This is a genomic window from Jiella marina (assembly GCF_024359545.1).
Classification (GTDB): Bacteria; Pseudomonadota; Alphaproteobacteria; order Rhizobiales; family Rhizobiaceae; genus Jiella.
This window is the reverse complement of record NZ_JAKQZG010000002.1, coordinates 527,607-541,833: the sequence shown is the minus strand read 5'-3', so window position 1 is coordinate 541,833 and position 14,227 is coordinate 527,607. Positions and strand designations below refer to the sequence as shown.

Genomic DNA, 14,227 nt, shown 5'->3' with positions numbered 1-14,227 from the left:
ACAGACCCTAGCAGCGAGGTTTTTCCAGACGGTTCAGAAAAATGGATAATGTGGAATGAAAATCGGGGCGCTGCGGCGCACCCTCAAGCCGTGGGCGCTTCGGCCGAATCCGCGGGGGCAGCACTCTCTCCGCCCTTGGTGCGGATCGTGAAGACCACCGAACCGTCGGTCTTCTCGTAGCTGATCGCCAGATCCGATTCCTCGGCCAGGAACAGCGTGTAGTAGGGCTGGATCGCCTGGGCATCCAAGGCTTCCTCGCCATGGGTGCCGTCGAGCATCGCGACCAGCCTGGGCTGCATGCGGATCCGCTCGCCGCTGGCGCGAACCGTCGCCGCGAAGGGTTCGATCTTCTCGATCTCGACCCGGACCTCGCCGCCGCGGCTGATCGATGCGCTGGCCATGACGATGAGGTTGAGCACGATCTTGGCGAAGTTCTTGGGCACGAAACCGTTCTCGCCTTCCCATACGAGAGCGGCCTTCTCATGGTCCATATAGCCGACGGCGACGGTCTTGGCGTCATTCAGATCGATCATCGCCGTCTGAGATCCGGCGGCGCCGAAGGCGATGCGGGCGAACTGAAGCTTGGCCACCGCCGACTTCAGCGAAGAGCGCACCAGTTCCATGGATTCCTTGTCACCCGGCATGTCGTCCAGAAGCTCCAGACCACTCTGGATTCCGAAGACCGGCGAGATGATGTCGTGGCACAGGCGGCTGGACAGAAGCGCTGCGAGATCCGCTGCGGAGATGGATGGCAGGCTGGTCATTCTGTCACCGTCCAAGAGTTCCATGGATTGGAAAAGGCGACCGAATCACCGACCGCACCATCGCCCGACCATGATTCCCCCGCGCCCATGCGTCAACCGAGGGACATGGCCGTGAAACGCTTCTTCCGAGCGCAACGGGCGTTTCCGCCACGACCAAAAAACTTCGAACGGACAGGAAAATCTTAGGCATTCGGAAACCACGATCGGTTGAGATCGGCGGAGTGCGGTTTTTTAAAAACCAGACCCCGGCCCGGACCATGGCTGTCCACGGTCGGTCCTCGCGAAAGGAACCGAACATGCACTCGATCGCCAAAACGATCCGCATCTTCTTCGCCGCAGCCATCGCGCTCGCCACCGCGACGCTCCTCGCCCAGCCAGCTTCGGCCCAGGCGAATTCCGGCGCCGGCTATACGATGAACGAGGTCGTCTCCACCGGACACCAGTTTTTCGGCACCACCTCGGGCGGCCTCGCCCAGCTTATCGAACGAGCTTTCCAGAGCTATGGCCTGCCCAACGGCTATATCCTCGGAGAGGAAGCTTCCGGCGCCTTCTTCGGCGGCCTGCGCTTCGGCGAGGGAACCCTCTTCACCAAGAACGCCGGCAACCATCGCATCTTCTGGCAGGGCCCCTCCGTCGGCTTCGACGTCGGCGGTGACGGCGCGCGCACGATGATGCTGGTCTACAATTTGCCTGCGGTCCAGGCGATCTACGGACGCTATGGCGGCGTCAGCGGCTCGGCCTATCTGGTCGGCGGCCTGGGCATGACGGTACTCGCCCGCGACAACGTGCTGCTCGTTCCGGTCAAGACCGGTGTCGGCGCCCGTCTCGGCCTCAATCTGGGCTATCTGAAGCTCACCCCGATGCCGACCTGGAACCCGTTCTGATCGGAGGCTGCCCAGACCGTCTCGAATTCCCTGACTCTCAGGGGATCGGGCTGGCGTTCGCAGCCTCCGGTAACGTGGCGGGTTCGCCATAGCACGCTGGTTTTGTGAGAGGTTCGGCGCATTTGCCGGCCTTTGGCGCGAGCCAGAAGGGGCTTTATGGTCTATATGATCGTTTCAGGCCCGAACCGACGTCCTCGGCGACCCCGTCGCCGTGGTCGATTCATGGCAGGGCCTGAAAAGACGAAGGCCCGGAGCCCCGATGATCGCGACCGCCCTGATATTCATCTTCGGCTTCCTCGCCGCCACGCTCATCGCGCTGGTGGTGGCGCCCTTGTTCTGGTCGCGCTCGCGGCGGCTGGCCCTGCGCGAATACGAGGCCACGATCCCGGCCTCGGCCCGCGAGATCCGCGCCAGCCTCGACCATGTGCGCGCCGAAGCGGCGGTGACCGCAAGACGGCGCGAGATGAAGGCTCGCGAGGATTCCGAAAAGGCGGCGCGCGCCCGGGCGGATGCCGGGCGGGTCGCGGGCGAGAACGCAGAGCTCAGATCCCGCAACAACGTCCTCAGCCAGACGATCGCCCAGACCGAGGCCGAACTGAAGGAAGCCAACGCGCTTCTCACTGAGCGCGAAGGCGAAATCGACAGGCTCGAGGAGGAGTTGAGGGAAACCCGACTGGAACTCGAAGCCCGCTCCGACGAGCTCGACGTGATGACGGCGCGCTTCCAGGAGCTGAGCGAGATCGCGGAAGAGCGCAAGGAGATGATCGTCGAGCGGGAGAGCCGGATCGACGAATTGTCCGACGAAATCCGCACCGCCGAGCGTGAACGCCGCGAATCCAGCCATGCCGCGGAGCGCCTGCGGAGTGAGGTCACGGCGCTGCAGGCCCATCTCGGCAAGGAACGGACGATCGTGAAGCGTCTCGAGGAGAAGGTCACACGTCTGACCTCGCATCTCGCCGATCGCGACGAACAGATCGCACGGCTCCTCGGCGAAGCGGCCAAGGACAAGGCCCTGGGAACCGAGAGCGAGGCGGACGAAGACTTCGCGCCTTCACAGTTTCCAGCCGGCCAGTCGCGCGGTGCTTTCGGTCGGCGCTCTGCGGCGAGGCCGCCTGTCACGTCGTCCGCAGAAGTCGAAGAGCAGGTGGAGCCCGTCGCCGCGCCCAAGCCGAGCCCTCAGGAGGAAGCGCCGCAACGCGTCGCGGAGCTTGCGCCGGAACGAGACAGCCAGCCCCCTTCGCTCGCCACGAAGATGGGCCTGACGCCGCGGCCCGATTTCCCGACCGACCTCGACGATGCGGCCTTGCGCCAGCGGGTCAGCGATCTCGCGGCCAGGGTGATTGCCATGACGGCGGAGTCCGAAGGTCCGCGTTCGCCGCTGCATTCGATCCTGGAAGCCGACGACGCCGCGGTTTCTTCGGGCGGAGAGGCGGCCACCTCTTCGCTTCTGGAAAAGGTCCGCAGGATTCAGGGTCGGGACGCCTCACGCGATCACGCGGCCGAATAGAGCTTCGCCAGGACGATTGCCGCGGCCGTCGCCACATTGAGGCTGTCGACACCGGGCGCGATCGGAATGCGCAGCGTTCGAGCACGCTGCATCAGGGATTGAGGAAGCCCCCTTCCCTCGGTTCCCAGAACGAGGGCAAGCTTTTCGCTCGGCTGGAACTCGGCAAGCGACGTTTCGCCCCGGGGCGACAGCGCAATTGGCGTGTAACTCGCTTCTCCCAGTCGATCGAGGATTGCGCTCCCGTCCCCGCCGCGCACGAAGGGCAAGGTCAGCACCGTGCCGACAGAGACTCTCAGCGCCTTGCGATAGAGCGGGTGACAGGAGGTTTCGTCGAGAACGACCCCGGCGGCCCCGAAGGCGGCCGCATTGCGGAAGATCGCCCCGACATTGTCGTGATTGGAAAGCCCGATCGCCACCACCAGCGGCGCTTTGGGATCAGCCTCTGCCAAGAGCCGCCGGAGATCGGCGTCGGGATCGGCATCTTCCGGGGCGATCCTCTCACCAAAGGCGAGAACACCGCGATTCATCGCGAAACCGGCCACCCGGTCCATCACCGGCCGGCCCGCCACGTAGACCGGCACGCCTTCTGGCAGACGCGCCAGGATCGGCGCGAGACCCGCGAGCCGGTTTTCCAGAATGAACAGGGCGGTCGGCCGGATATGGCGAGACTTGAGAAGCTGGTCGAGAACGACCGTGCCCTCGGCGATGAAGCCGTTTCGCCGGGTCAGATCGCGCTCGCGGATATCACGAAAGACGGCAATCCGCGGATCGTCGGCATCCTCGATCGGGATCGGATGAGACGTCGGGAAGCTGGCCGAGGGATCGTTCGTCATGGCCCTCGTCTACGCCAAACGATGCCAGGACGCATCCACTCTCTCCCGGGCCGCCCGGTTCCTGCGGCTGGAGCCTTGCCGGCAAGGTCGGTTTCATGACACTCAGCCTGCGAGCCGCGCGCGAGGCGCCGGCAGTCCCTCGCAACGCGTGAACAGGACCGCACCGATGATCCTCTTTCCGGCAATCGATCTGAAGGATGGCGCCTGCGTGCGCCTGAAGCTCGGCCTGATGGAGGAGGCGACAGTCTACAACGCCGACCCCGCCGGCCAGGCCAAGGCCTTCCGCGATGTCGGCTTTACCCATCTCCACGTCGTCGACCTCAACGGCGCCTTCGAAGGCCGGGCCGTGAACGAGGCCGCCGTCGACGCCATCCTTGCGGCGGTCGGTACGGACATGGCCGTCCAGCTCGGCGGCGGCATCCGTTCGATGGCCGACATCGAGCGCTGGCTCGTCAAGGGCCTAGCCCGCGTCATTCTCGGCACCGTCTCCGTCCGCGACCCGGACCTCGTGAAGGAAGCCGCCCGTCGCTTTCCCGGCAAGATCGCCGTCGGCATCGACGCCAAGGGTGGCAAGGTGGCGGTCGAAGGCTGGGCCGAGACCTCGGAACTGACCGCCGTCGATCTCGCGCGCCGCTTCGAGGATGCCGGCGTCGCGGCGATCATCTATACCGATATCGACCGGGACGGCGTGCTGGCCGGGATCAACTGGGAAGCGACGATTGCGCTTGCCGACGCCGTTTCCATCCCCGTCATCGCGTCCGGCGGCCTCGCCTCGCTCGCCGATGTGGTCCGCATGACCATGCCCGACGCTGAAAAGCTCGAAGGCGCGATCTCCGGCCGCGCCCTCTATGACGGCCGCCTCGATGCGGCCGAAGCGCTGGATGTGCTCGCCGGCCGCGGGTGAAAGGCACCGGGGGTCGCGCGCGTCACCGCCCCAGCCTTCCTCGCGTGAAGACGAGTAGCAGGGCAACGCTCGCGACGAGAAGGCCGGTCATGACGAGCAGCAATTGCCGTTCGTCGGCGCCATGCAGGCTGTCTTCCGGCACCAGCACGAACCGGGCGTTGGCGGCGTTGTAGCCGCCATGGAGAAGGATGCACAAAAGTACGCTGCCGGTCCGGTTGTAGAGCCAGGTGTACCAGAAGGCATGGGTCGTGATGCTGAGGAGGGTGAGACCTGCGGCAAGAAGCTCTGGCCCGCTCATCCAGAACGCCCCGAAGCCGCCGCCTCGGACGCCGATCAGCGGAAGGTGCCAGAGAGCCCAGACCACGCCCAGGACAAGCGTGGCCGTGAAGGGAGACAGCCTCTCCTGCAGGGCTGGTAGCGCGAAGCCGCGCCATCCGGGCTCCTCGTTGCCTCCGCCGATCAGGGTCACGGCCGCGAACACCGGGGCCCAGGACACCATGCGCGCGCCGATATCGCGCAAGACGATCTCGCCGCCGAAGAGGCCGTGGATCGCCGAGGCAAGCAGTGCAAGAAGGATGGGAAAGCCGAAGGTGAAGACCCAGAAGCGAAACGGGACCCGCCATGTCCAGAGCGATCTGAACCAGCCCCAGGGCGATCTGCCGGACAGCCAGGTTACCACGAGTGCCGCCAGAAAGGGGCCGAATCCACCGCCATAGAATCCGACGGGGGCAAGGGCAGTATCCTTCGCCACGATGGCGAGCCCCCAGAATCCCCAGCTGATCGCGAAGGCGAGCGCAAAGAAAACAATGACGCCCTTGTTGAAGCTGTGACGGTGTTCCGCTGTCATGTCAGTCGAATAGGTACGGCGATGCCGATTGACCTTGATCTGGCGCAAGCACGGCAACGTACCCGACAAAGCCATGCTGCCGACCAGAGGCTCAACATGCTGATCGAGATTCTCCTCATCCTTCTGGGCGCGCTGATCGCCGCTGTCGCCGGGCTCGTCGCGCTGCGCATTCGCGATGCACGAGCGGATCAGACGCTACGGCAGGATCTGTTGCGGCACGCGACGGGCGCCGCGCCACGGTTCGAAGAGGCGATGCTGCTCGACCTGCCCGAACCGGCAGCCCGCTTCTTCCGCTTCGTCATCCGGCCCGGCACCGAATTGAAGTTCGTCGCCGTGATCCGGATGAGCGGCACGCTGGCTCTCGGCTCAGGCGGTACACCCACCGAGCAGCCGATGACCGCCGAGCAGGTTCTGGCTCCTCCATATGGCTTGCTCTGGCAGGTTCGTATCAAGAGCGCGCTCCGCACCACCGGCAGCGATGCCATGAATTCGGCGATCAGCTGGAGCCGGTTCCGGCTCTTCGACGTCGTTCCCGTAGCGCGCGTCGCGAAAAACCCGGATCACTTCCACTCGGCCTTCGGTCGCATGGTCGGCGAAGGCCTTTTCTGGACGCCGGCCGCCTTCCTGCCTGCGACCCATGCGGGTTGGGACGGACTCGCCTGGGAGGCAACCGGCACGAATTCCGCCGCCGTTACGGTACGCTTAGGACAACTGGAACAGCGGGCCGAAATCGCGATCGAGGACGACGGTCGCCCGACTTCCGTGATTTTCCAGCGATGGAGCAATGAGAACGCGAACAAGGTCTTTCGTCTGCAGCCCTTCGGCGGCGACCTGACCGAGTTCCGAGACTTCGACGGTTATCGCCTGCCGACCCGCGTGATCGGTGGCAATCACTACGGCACCGACCTCTACCGTCCCTTCTACAAGGCCGAGGTCGAGACGATCCGGTTCCCTTAGCCGATCCCTCACGACAAGTGAGCGCGAAGGATGGCCTTGTTCGTTTTCCGGCCGAAGCTGATATGGGTACCGACCCTTGCGATTCCCGACCGCTGATGCCGATGCCTGCCAAACCTCTCGATATTCTCAAGACCGTCTATGGCTACGACGCGTTCCGCGGGCCCCAGCAACACATCGTCGACCATGTCGTTGCAGGCCACAACGCTTTCGTCGTCATGCCGACCGGCGGCGGCAAGTCGCTCTGCTACCAGATCCCGGCGCTGGCCCGGCCGGGCATGGGGCTCATCGTCTCGCCGCTCCTGGCACTCATGGCCGATCAGGTGGCGGCCTTGCGGCAGGCGGGCGTGAACGCGGCGGCGCTGAATTCCGACCTACCGCCGGAGGAACGGCGCGATCTCTGGCGGGCCATCGGGACGGGGGCGCTCGATCTTCTCTATGTCGCGCCCGAAACGCTTCTGCGCGGAGACGTCATCGAGCGGCTCGCCCAGGCCCGGCTGTCGCTGATCGCGATCGACGAGGCTCACTGCCTCTCCCAATGGGGGCATGATTTCCGCCCCTCCTACCGCCAGCTCGACGGGCTCGTCCGCCAGTTTCCGGCAACGCCGCGCATGGCGCTGACGGCCACGGCCGACGAGCCGACCCGCGCGGAGATCCTGTCGCATCTCGATATCGCCGAGGAAGACGCCTTCATCGCCGGCTTCGACCGGCCCAATATCCGCTACGCCATTGCGGAAAAGGACAATCCCCGCGCCCAGCTCAAGGACTTTCTGAGGCGCCACGAGGGCGAAAGCGGCATCGTCTACTGCCTGTCCAAGCGCAAGACCGACGAAACCGCGACCTGGCTGCGGACCCAAGGCTACGATGCCCTCGCCTATCATGCCGGCATGGACAAGGCCGAGCGCGAAGCCAACCAGAAGCGTTTCCAGCATGGCGAAGCGGTCGTCATGGTCGCGACCATCGCCTTCGGCATGGGGATCGACAAGCCCGACGTGCGGTTCGTCGCGCATCTCGACCTGCCGGGCAGTATGGAGGCCTATTATCAGGAGACAGGCCGCGCCGGGCGCGACGGCCTGCCCTCCGATGCGCTGATGCTCTATGGCTATGAGGACATCGCGCTGCGCAGCCGCTTCATCGAGGAATCCGACGCGTCCGACCAGCGCAAGCGCACCGAACGCGGCAAGCTCGACGCGCTTCTGGGCCTCGCCGAGACGGCGGGTTGCCGCCGGCAAGTAATGCTCTCCTATTTCGGCGACCATTGCGAGCCCTGCGGCAATTGCGACACCTGCCTCGACCCGCCGAAGCTCTTCGACGGCACGATCGCGGCGCAGAAGGCGCTCTCCTGCATCTACCGCACCGGGGAGCGCTTCGGACAGGCCTATATCGTCGACGTGCTGCTGGGGGTCGAGAACGATCGCATCGCCCAGTTCGGCCACGACCAGATCTCCACCTTCGGCATCGGCACCGAGCACGACAATCGCATGTGGCGGGCGATCCTGCGCCAGCTGATCGCGCTGCGCCTGATCGCGGTCGATCTCGCCGGCCACGGCGGCCTGTCGATCGCGCCGGCGGGCCGCGATTTCCTGCGCGAAAAACCGACCCTGATGCTGCGCGTGCCCTCGCCGCCGCGGGCCCGGCGCGGCAAGGTCGCCCGGAGCAGCACAACGCAATCCGCTATCCCCGAGGCCGATCAGGCGCTGTTCCAGAAGCTGCGCGAGAAGCGCCTGGAGATCGCCCGCCTGCAGAACGTGCCGCCCTATGTGATCTTCCACGACAAGACGCTCGCCGAACTCGCCGCGGCCCGCCCCGCCTCTCGCAGCGAAATGGCCAAGGTTCCCGGCGTCGGCGAAGCCAAACTCGATCGCTACGGCCCGGCGTTCCTGTCCGTGATCGCCGACCATGGATGAGGGTGGAAGGCCGCAAGCCAGGTTCACCGGCAATGCCGGTCGCGGAACGGTTGTCCGAAGGACGTGATTGGCGAAGCGATCTCAAACACCGTCAAGCTTGCGCGACGTCAATGCGATCCGAGAGATGAGATCTCGAAACAGCTTTCAATTAAAATGGTTACGGGATTTCCGCGAAATTCTTCAATGGCGGGACATGCGGGATAGTAATGAGAACTACATCGACTCTATAGCCCTCCATGCCCTTCCTAAATAGAGCCGCGGGCGATCAAAAGCTTATAATATGCCTGCAAACCAAAATGAGCTTATTTTCGCCGTGTCGCCCTTCGCGTCGATGGTGCTTTCCGTTAGCATCCGCCGGAGAATGAGGCCAACATAGGCCAACTAAGGGGGAAACTTGGCAATCGATAAACTGGAAAAGGTGCCGCTACTCTATCACTTCACGGATCGACGGAACCTTCCGATCATCAAGGAGATGGGAGGTCTCTATCCTCTGTCGCAGCTTGATCAGAAAAAGGTCAAAGTGCCTGCACCTGGCGGCAATGAGTGGAGCCGGGATGCGGACGCTTTGAAGGGGATGGGCAACTACGTCCACCTCTGCTTCCGCAATACCCATCCCATGGAGTTCGTTGCGCGTCAGGAAGAAAGAATCACGGATACTATCTTCCTCCAAATCCACCCCTCGGTCATGCAGTTCGACGGTGTTCGCTTTACCAATGACGTGGCAAACAAGGCTGGCGTCGAATCTGTCGCCATCGCAGAAGCCGAAGCCCTCATCGACTTCGAAATCCTGTATACTCGGACAGATTGGAAAGACCCGGCGATCCGAGCGCGTCTTTCACAAGCGGAAAAGTATGAGGTGCTTGTCCCGCATGTGATCCCGCTGGCCTACATAAGGAACATCTAGCATGGCAGAGAGACCGATCTTCATCCCCACAACCGAGGAAGATGGCTACGTCAGGCGGGTCGATTTCGAAATACCATGGGCGGGCGGTTTCGCGGAGGTCCAGAAGAAGAAGAACATCCGAGCGCTGCACGATGCGGCAAGGAACGTCGGTTACGAACCTCTCTTAGAGGTTTCGAGCAAATCGGACGAAGTGGCCGGGCGCCATCTGAGCGCTTTTCATCTTCGTGTCATGACCAATGTGGGGGATATGCCGCTGGAGAACGCCTTTCAGGGGAGCAAGGTCTTCGAGCACGGTGGTCCGTACACCGACCTTTATGACGTCGAGCCAAGGGAGGCGAAACGCGACCTACGCCTTCGTGATTCTGGCGCTCTTACGGGCTTTAAATTCGACGGATATGACTTTCCACTGAAACCAACGACCGTGTTCTATGACTGGCTCTATCTCAATGCGATCTTTCCCCACCGCGATTGGCTGAAAAACCGAGTGGACGGTGAGATGCGGTATGACGGTTTTACCGACATTGAGTTCAACCCCACCAAATCGGTGAACTGTCAGGCGAAGTCGTGCGCCCTGTTTGTCTCCCTGATGCGTGAGGACAAGCTGGAGCAATATCTGGAGTCACCCTCGGTTTTCATGGCTGCAATGTCTGCGCACCCGTCGCGTCCAGCGGAACATCAACATCATGTGAGACAGGCCCGTTTTCATGTCGGTTAGAGACAATTCGGATGCTGGTTGCCAGTCTAGACGGCACGAGAATTGACGCCTCACTAGCGAAACGAGGTCCAGAGTATCGGTGCCCGAAGTGTGACGGTATCGTGATCCTAAAACAGGGTCGGATTGTAATTGATCACTTCGCCCACAAACCACCAACAGATTGCACATGGGCAGCGGGCGAGACGCGGGCACACCTCGAAGCGAAGGCATTGGTGAAGGCCGCACTTGTCGGGCGCGGCCTGAAGGCGGAAGCGGAGTTCATCGTGAATACCTTACCCGGTGATCGTCGCGCCGATGTCATGGCGTGGTCGCCGAAGGGACTGCAAATCGCTTTCGAGCTACAACACACTCCAATCGACCTGAACCAGATCGAGGCACGAGCATCGTCGTATGCGCGTATAGGTGTTGCCCAAATCTGGATACCGTTCCTCCGGGACTCCGTGTGGAATGGCGGTGAACCCAGACACGGCGACTGGTTTGTGAAACGCTACTCGCCACGACCATTTGAGCGATGGGTTCACGGCCTGAACGGCAAACATGGCATGTGGATGTACGATCCGGCCAAGAAGGAATTCTGGCTTGGCCGGATGGAAGGCCATCAAATCTATGTCGAAGAATCGTCGTGGTACTCCGACTGCGGCGAGGAGAACTACGGCGGCGGGTTTCATCGCTGGTCAAAGCGGTACAAGGAATTGACGCTACAGGGGCCACACGAGGCCGACAAGCTCCTCATCAAAGTGGAAGCACGCCGTGCGTTCAGCGCCAAAGGTTATAGCTGGCCTGCCGGACGAATAGCGCATCTCACGCCTGTGTGAAGCACTGATACTCGGCGAGGCATGAACCGGAGACGTGTATCGTGCTGGGTTAAAGCCGGATGAACGCACCGCCGTTCGCGCCATAGCGTGTGATCGCCGGTTGTAGCGAAAGGCTAGGCTACTGGCAGGACGTGCGAGAACCCCTGCCCGTAGGGCGACCGCTCGAAAGCCGCTATCCGCTTGATAGTTAAAGAGATAGGCGGCCAATTCGTGCGGCAATCGGCGGCAAATGGCGGTGAGGGAGGGATTCGAACCCTCGATACGGTTTCCCGTATACACGCGTTCCAGGCGTGCGCCTTAAACCACTCGGCCACCTCACCGGCGTTCGAAATCTCGGGCCACAAGAGAACCAGGGCCTCCCTGCCATGGCCGGGCAAGACCGGATGCGCTCTCGGTGATGAGGGACGGATCGCGATTCCTGCCGATCACCCGCGGCGTTCGAACGGCGCGGGGATAAGCCAGATCACGCGCGGGTTCAAGCCCCTGTGCGCGTGCGGGATCAATCAGGTCAGTCCGACACCAGCCCGGCGAGCCGCCGGCGCGGTTGGAGCACTCCCGTTGCGGCCGAACTCCGAGCCGGCGATCGTTGATGCGGCGCGTCAGCGGAGCTCGGCGGGCGTCATTGGCGGCGCCGGGCTCCGAGCCGTGACCGCGGAGTGCGATCGCTGCGCCGGAACGCCGAATCGCACGAGGATGGGGCGGTGATCGGAGGCGGTGGACGGCTGCCGTTCGGCCCTGGCGACATCAATGCCCTTCGAGACGAGAACATTGTCGATGGGAAGGCCGACCCAGGCGAGCGCGGGTCTGAAGAGACGCCGGTCGAGCCATGTGGCGCCGATGCCGGTTACGGGTCTCGTCTTCGTGGCATCGGCATAGCGCTCGACGGTGGCGCTCCAGGGAGTGGCGTTGAAGTCGCCTGCAACGACGATCGGCGCCGGCAACCGGGCGAGGTCCGCGCGCAGCCGCACGAACTGGCGGTGCTGGCCAAAGGGCCACGGCCATTCGAGATGTTCCGAAACGATCGTCACGGGCCGGCGGGGGCCGGCCATGATGCGGCGGGCGACGAAACCCTCATAGGGCCGGCACAGGGCGGGAGCTTCGGCAAAGGGTAGCCGGGAGAAAATCGCCACGCCGCTGACACCCGCCTCCTCCGCCCCGCAGAGGGCGCGATGGGGATAGTCGGCTTCCAGCGCCGAGAGTGCCTTCACCCAGGGAACGTCCACCTCCTGAAGCGTGAGGATGTCGGGATCGAGCCTGTCGATCAGGGCAAGCGCGGGCTCGGGATCGGCATCGAAGCGCAAATTCATCTGCAGCAGCGACAGCGTGCCGGGTGCGCCGGCCTCGAAGGCCGACGGCCGATCCGCGACGCTGGTTCGCGGAACCAGAAAGGGAACGACGCTCAAGGCCGCATAGGCCGCGATCGCCGCCGCCGGCACCGCAACGGCCACGCGCTTGAACAGGATCAGGGCAAGGGCCAGGACTAAGAGCGCCGCAACGCCGTGGGCGCGAAAATGGGCCAGCGTATCGAAGAACGGAACGGTCTCGCTGAAATAGCCGCAGACTACCGCCAACGCGGTCAGAAGTGTGAGGCCCAGAACGAGTGTACGGGCCAGTTCGGCAAATCCGGATTTCAACGCCGCCTCTCCGCGCCGCCTATTGAAACGCGGTCTCGAAGAAGGATCGCAGCTTGCGGGAATGGACGCGTTCGGAAGGCAGTCCGCGCATCAGCTCCAAGGCCCGCATGCCGATCTTCAGATGCTGCGCCACCTGTCGCTTGTAGAACTCCGTCGCCATGCCCGGGAGTTTCAATTCCCCATGCAACGGCTTGTCGGACACGCAGAGCAGCGTGCCGTAGGGCACGCGGAAGCGGAAGCCGTTGGCCGCGATCGTCGCCGATTCCATGTCGAGCGCGATGGCGCGGGACTGGGACAGCCGCTGGACGGGCTCGCGCTGGTCGCGCAGCTCCCAGTTCCGGTTGTCGATCGTGGCCACCGTGCCGGTGCGCATGATGCGCTTCAGCTCGAAACCGGACAGGCCGGTCACCTCCTCGACCGCGCTTTCCAGGGCGAGCTGCACCTCGGCCAGCGCCGGGATCGGCACCCAGAGCGGCAGATCGCCGTCGAGCACATGATCCTCGCGGACATAGGCATGGGCAAGCACGTAGTCGCCCAGCGCCTGGCTGTTGCGCAGGCCGGCGCAATGGCCGAGCATCAGCCACGCGTGGGGCCGCAGCACCGCCACATGATCGGTGATCGTCTTGGCGTTGGAGGGGCCGACGCCGATATTGATCATGGTGATGCCGGAGGCGTCGGGCCGGGTCAGGTGATAGGCCGGCATCTGCGGCAGCCGCGCCGGCGCCACGCCATCGACGGGCTCGATCGCGTCGGCGGGCGTGCGCACGTCGCCCGGCTCGACGAAGGCGTCGTAGCCGGCGCCACCATCGGCCATCATCTGGCGGGCGATCGTGCAGAATTCGTCGATATAGAACTGGTAGTTGGTGAACAGGACGTAGTTCTGGAAATACCGCGGCCGCGTCGCGGTGTAGTGCGCGAGCCGGTGCAGCGAATAGTCGACGCGCTGGGCGGTGAAGGGGGCGAGCGGCATGCGCTCGCCGGGCTTCGGCTCGAAGGTGCCGTTGACGATGCGGTCGTCGGTCGCTTCCAGATCGGGAACGTCGAAAATGTCGCGCAGCGGCCGGTCGAGCACGTCGCCGAGCGCACCGTCCACATAGGCCCCTTCGCGGAAGGCGAAATGCAGCGGGATCGGTGTAGCCGAATCGCCGATCCGGACCGGCTGGCCGTGATTCTTGATCAACAGGCCGATCTGCTCGGTGATGTAGTGTTCGAAAAGATCCGGGCGGGTGACCGTCGCGGCATAGTCGCCCGGCAGGGGAACATGCCCGAAGGCCAGCCGCGAATCGACGCGGGCATGGGTGCGGGTGGTCAGGGAAATTTCGGGATAGAACGCCCGGTAACGCCGGCTGGAGACGGCATTCGCCACCACCTCGGCAAAGCGATCGGAGAGAAAGGCCACCGAACGCTCATAAAGCCGCTTCAACTCGGCGGTCGCTTCCGCCGGGTCGGTGAACGCACGCGGCGGGGCGTCCTCCGGCGTTTCGACGGGAAGGTCCTCGAGGGTGGGGATGAGACTGGTCATACCCCTGTTTAACCTCGTGCCATGGCGGCGAGAAGAC

13 protein-coding genes and 1 tRNA gene are annotated in these 14,227 nt (G+C 63.8%); 8 read left to right on the top strand and 6 right to left on the bottom strand.

Annotation, left to right across the window (positions count from 1 at the left end):
* Positions 1 to 83 precede the first annotated feature (83 nt).
* A complete protein-coding gene (chpT, locus tag MF134_RS06000; protein WP_255338494.1) occupies positions 84 to 764 on the bottom strand; it encodes a histidine phosphotransferase ChpT in 681 nt (226 codons plus the stop codon).
* Positions 765 to 1,060: 296 nt separating this feature from the next.
* Between chpT and MF134_RS05995 the strand changes: the two genes are divergently transcribed.
* Both MF134_RS05995 and MF134_RS05990 read left to right on the top strand, forming a co-directional pair.
* On the top strand, positions 1,061 to 1,648 hold the full coding sequence (locus MF134_RS05995; protein WP_255338493.1) for a DUF1134 domain-containing protein: 588 nt from the start codon (positions 1,061 to 1,063) through the stop codon (positions 1,646 to 1,648).
* A 259-nt stretch (positions 1,649 to 1,907) separates the two neighbouring features.
* Positions 1,908 to 3,155 (top strand): coiled-coil domain-containing protein, encoded by a 1,248-nt coding sequence (locus MF134_RS05990; RefSeq protein WP_255338492.1) that lies wholly within the window; start codon positions 1,908 to 1,910, stop codon positions 3,153 to 3,155.
* Here MF134_RS05990 and MF134_RS05985 read toward each other — a convergent pair.
* On the bottom strand, positions 3,140 to 3,988 hold the full coding sequence (locus MF134_RS05985; protein WP_255338491.1) for a TrmH family RNA methyltransferase: 849 nt from the start codon (positions 3,986 to 3,988) through the stop codon (positions 3,140 to 3,142). The two genes, MF134_RS05990 and MF134_RS05985, sit on opposite strands and share 16 nt — an antisense overlap.
* Before the next feature lie 166 nt (positions 3,989 to 4,154).
* Here MF134_RS05985 and hisA point away from each other — a divergent pair, with 166 nt between their 5' ends.
* A complete protein-coding gene (gene hisA / locus MF134_RS05980; protein ID WP_255338490.1) occupies positions 4,155 to 4,892 on the top strand; it encodes a 1-(5-phosphoribosyl)-5-[(5-phosphoribosylamino)methylideneamino]imidazole-4-carboxamide isomerase in 738 nt (245 codons plus the stop codon).
* Positions 4,893 to 4,914: 22 nt separating this feature from the next.
* Here the strand turns inward: hisA and MF134_RS05975 are convergent, their stop codons facing one another.
* The gene (locus MF134_RS05975) at positions 4,915 to 5,739 is read right to left on the bottom strand and encodes a CPBP family intramembrane glutamic endopeptidase (protein WP_255338489.1); all 825 of its coding nucleotides are present in this window, start codon (positions 5,737 to 5,739) and stop codon (positions 4,915 to 4,917) included.
* Positions 5,740 to 5,835: 96 nt separating this feature from the next.
* Between MF134_RS05975 and MF134_RS05970 the strand changes: the two genes are divergently transcribed.
* The 5 genes from MF134_RS05970 to MF134_RS05950 all read left to right on the top strand — a co-directional run bounded on the left by MF134_RS05970 (position 5,836) and on the right by MF134_RS05950 (position 11,034).
* On the top strand, positions 5,836 to 6,696 hold the full coding sequence (locus MF134_RS05970; RefSeq protein WP_255338488.1) for a DUF6544 family protein: 861 nt from the start codon (positions 5,836 to 5,838) through the stop codon (positions 6,694 to 6,696).
* Between the two features lie 101 nt (positions 6,697 to 6,797).
* Positions 6,798 to 8,600, top strand: a complete 1,803-nt coding sequence (gene recQ / locus MF134_RS05965; RefSeq protein WP_255338487.1) for a DNA helicase RecQ — start codon at positions 6,798 to 6,800, stop codon at positions 8,598 to 8,600.
* A 394-nt stretch (positions 8,601 to 8,994) separates the two neighbouring features.
* Positions 8,995 to 9,504, top strand: coding sequence for a DarT ssDNA thymidine ADP-ribosyltransferase family protein (locus tag MF134_RS05960; protein ID WP_255338486.1), 510 nt, complete (start codon positions 8,995 to 8,997; stop codon positions 9,502 to 9,504).
* A gap of 1 nt (position 9,505) precedes the next feature.
* Complete coding sequence (locus MF134_RS05955) at positions 9,506 to 10,219, top strand: DarT1-associated NADAR antitoxin family protein (protein WP_255338485.1); 714 nt, start codon at positions 9,506 to 9,508, stop codon at positions 10,217 to 10,219.
* Between the two features lie 11 nt (positions 10,220 to 10,230).
* A complete protein-coding gene (locus MF134_RS05950) occupies positions 10,231 to 11,034 on the top strand; it encodes a competence protein CoiA (RefSeq protein WP_255338484.1) in 804 nt (267 codons plus the stop codon).
* A 230-nt stretch (positions 11,035 to 11,264) separates the two neighbouring features.
* Here MF134_RS05950 and MF134_RS05945 read toward each other — a convergent pair.
* The 3 genes from MF134_RS05945 to MF134_RS05935 all read right to left on the bottom strand — a co-directional run bounded on the left by MF134_RS05945 (position 11,265) and on the right by MF134_RS05935 (position 14,190).
* Positions 11,265 to 11,354 (bottom strand) — tRNA-Ser (locus MF134_RS05945).
* 279 nt (positions 11,355 to 11,633) lie between these two features.
* Positions 11,634 to 12,668, bottom strand: coding sequence for an endonuclease/exonuclease/phosphatase family protein (locus MF134_RS05940; protein WP_255338483.1), 1,035 nt, complete (start codon positions 12,666 to 12,668; stop codon positions 11,634 to 11,636).
* A gap of 19 nt (positions 12,669 to 12,687) precedes the next feature.
* Positions 12,688 to 14,190, bottom strand: a complete 1,503-nt coding sequence (locus MF134_RS05935) for an AMP nucleosidase (RefSeq protein ID WP_255338482.1) — start codon at positions 14,188 to 14,190, stop codon at positions 12,688 to 12,690.
* Between the last annotated feature and the right edge of the window lie 37 nt (positions 14,191 to 14,227).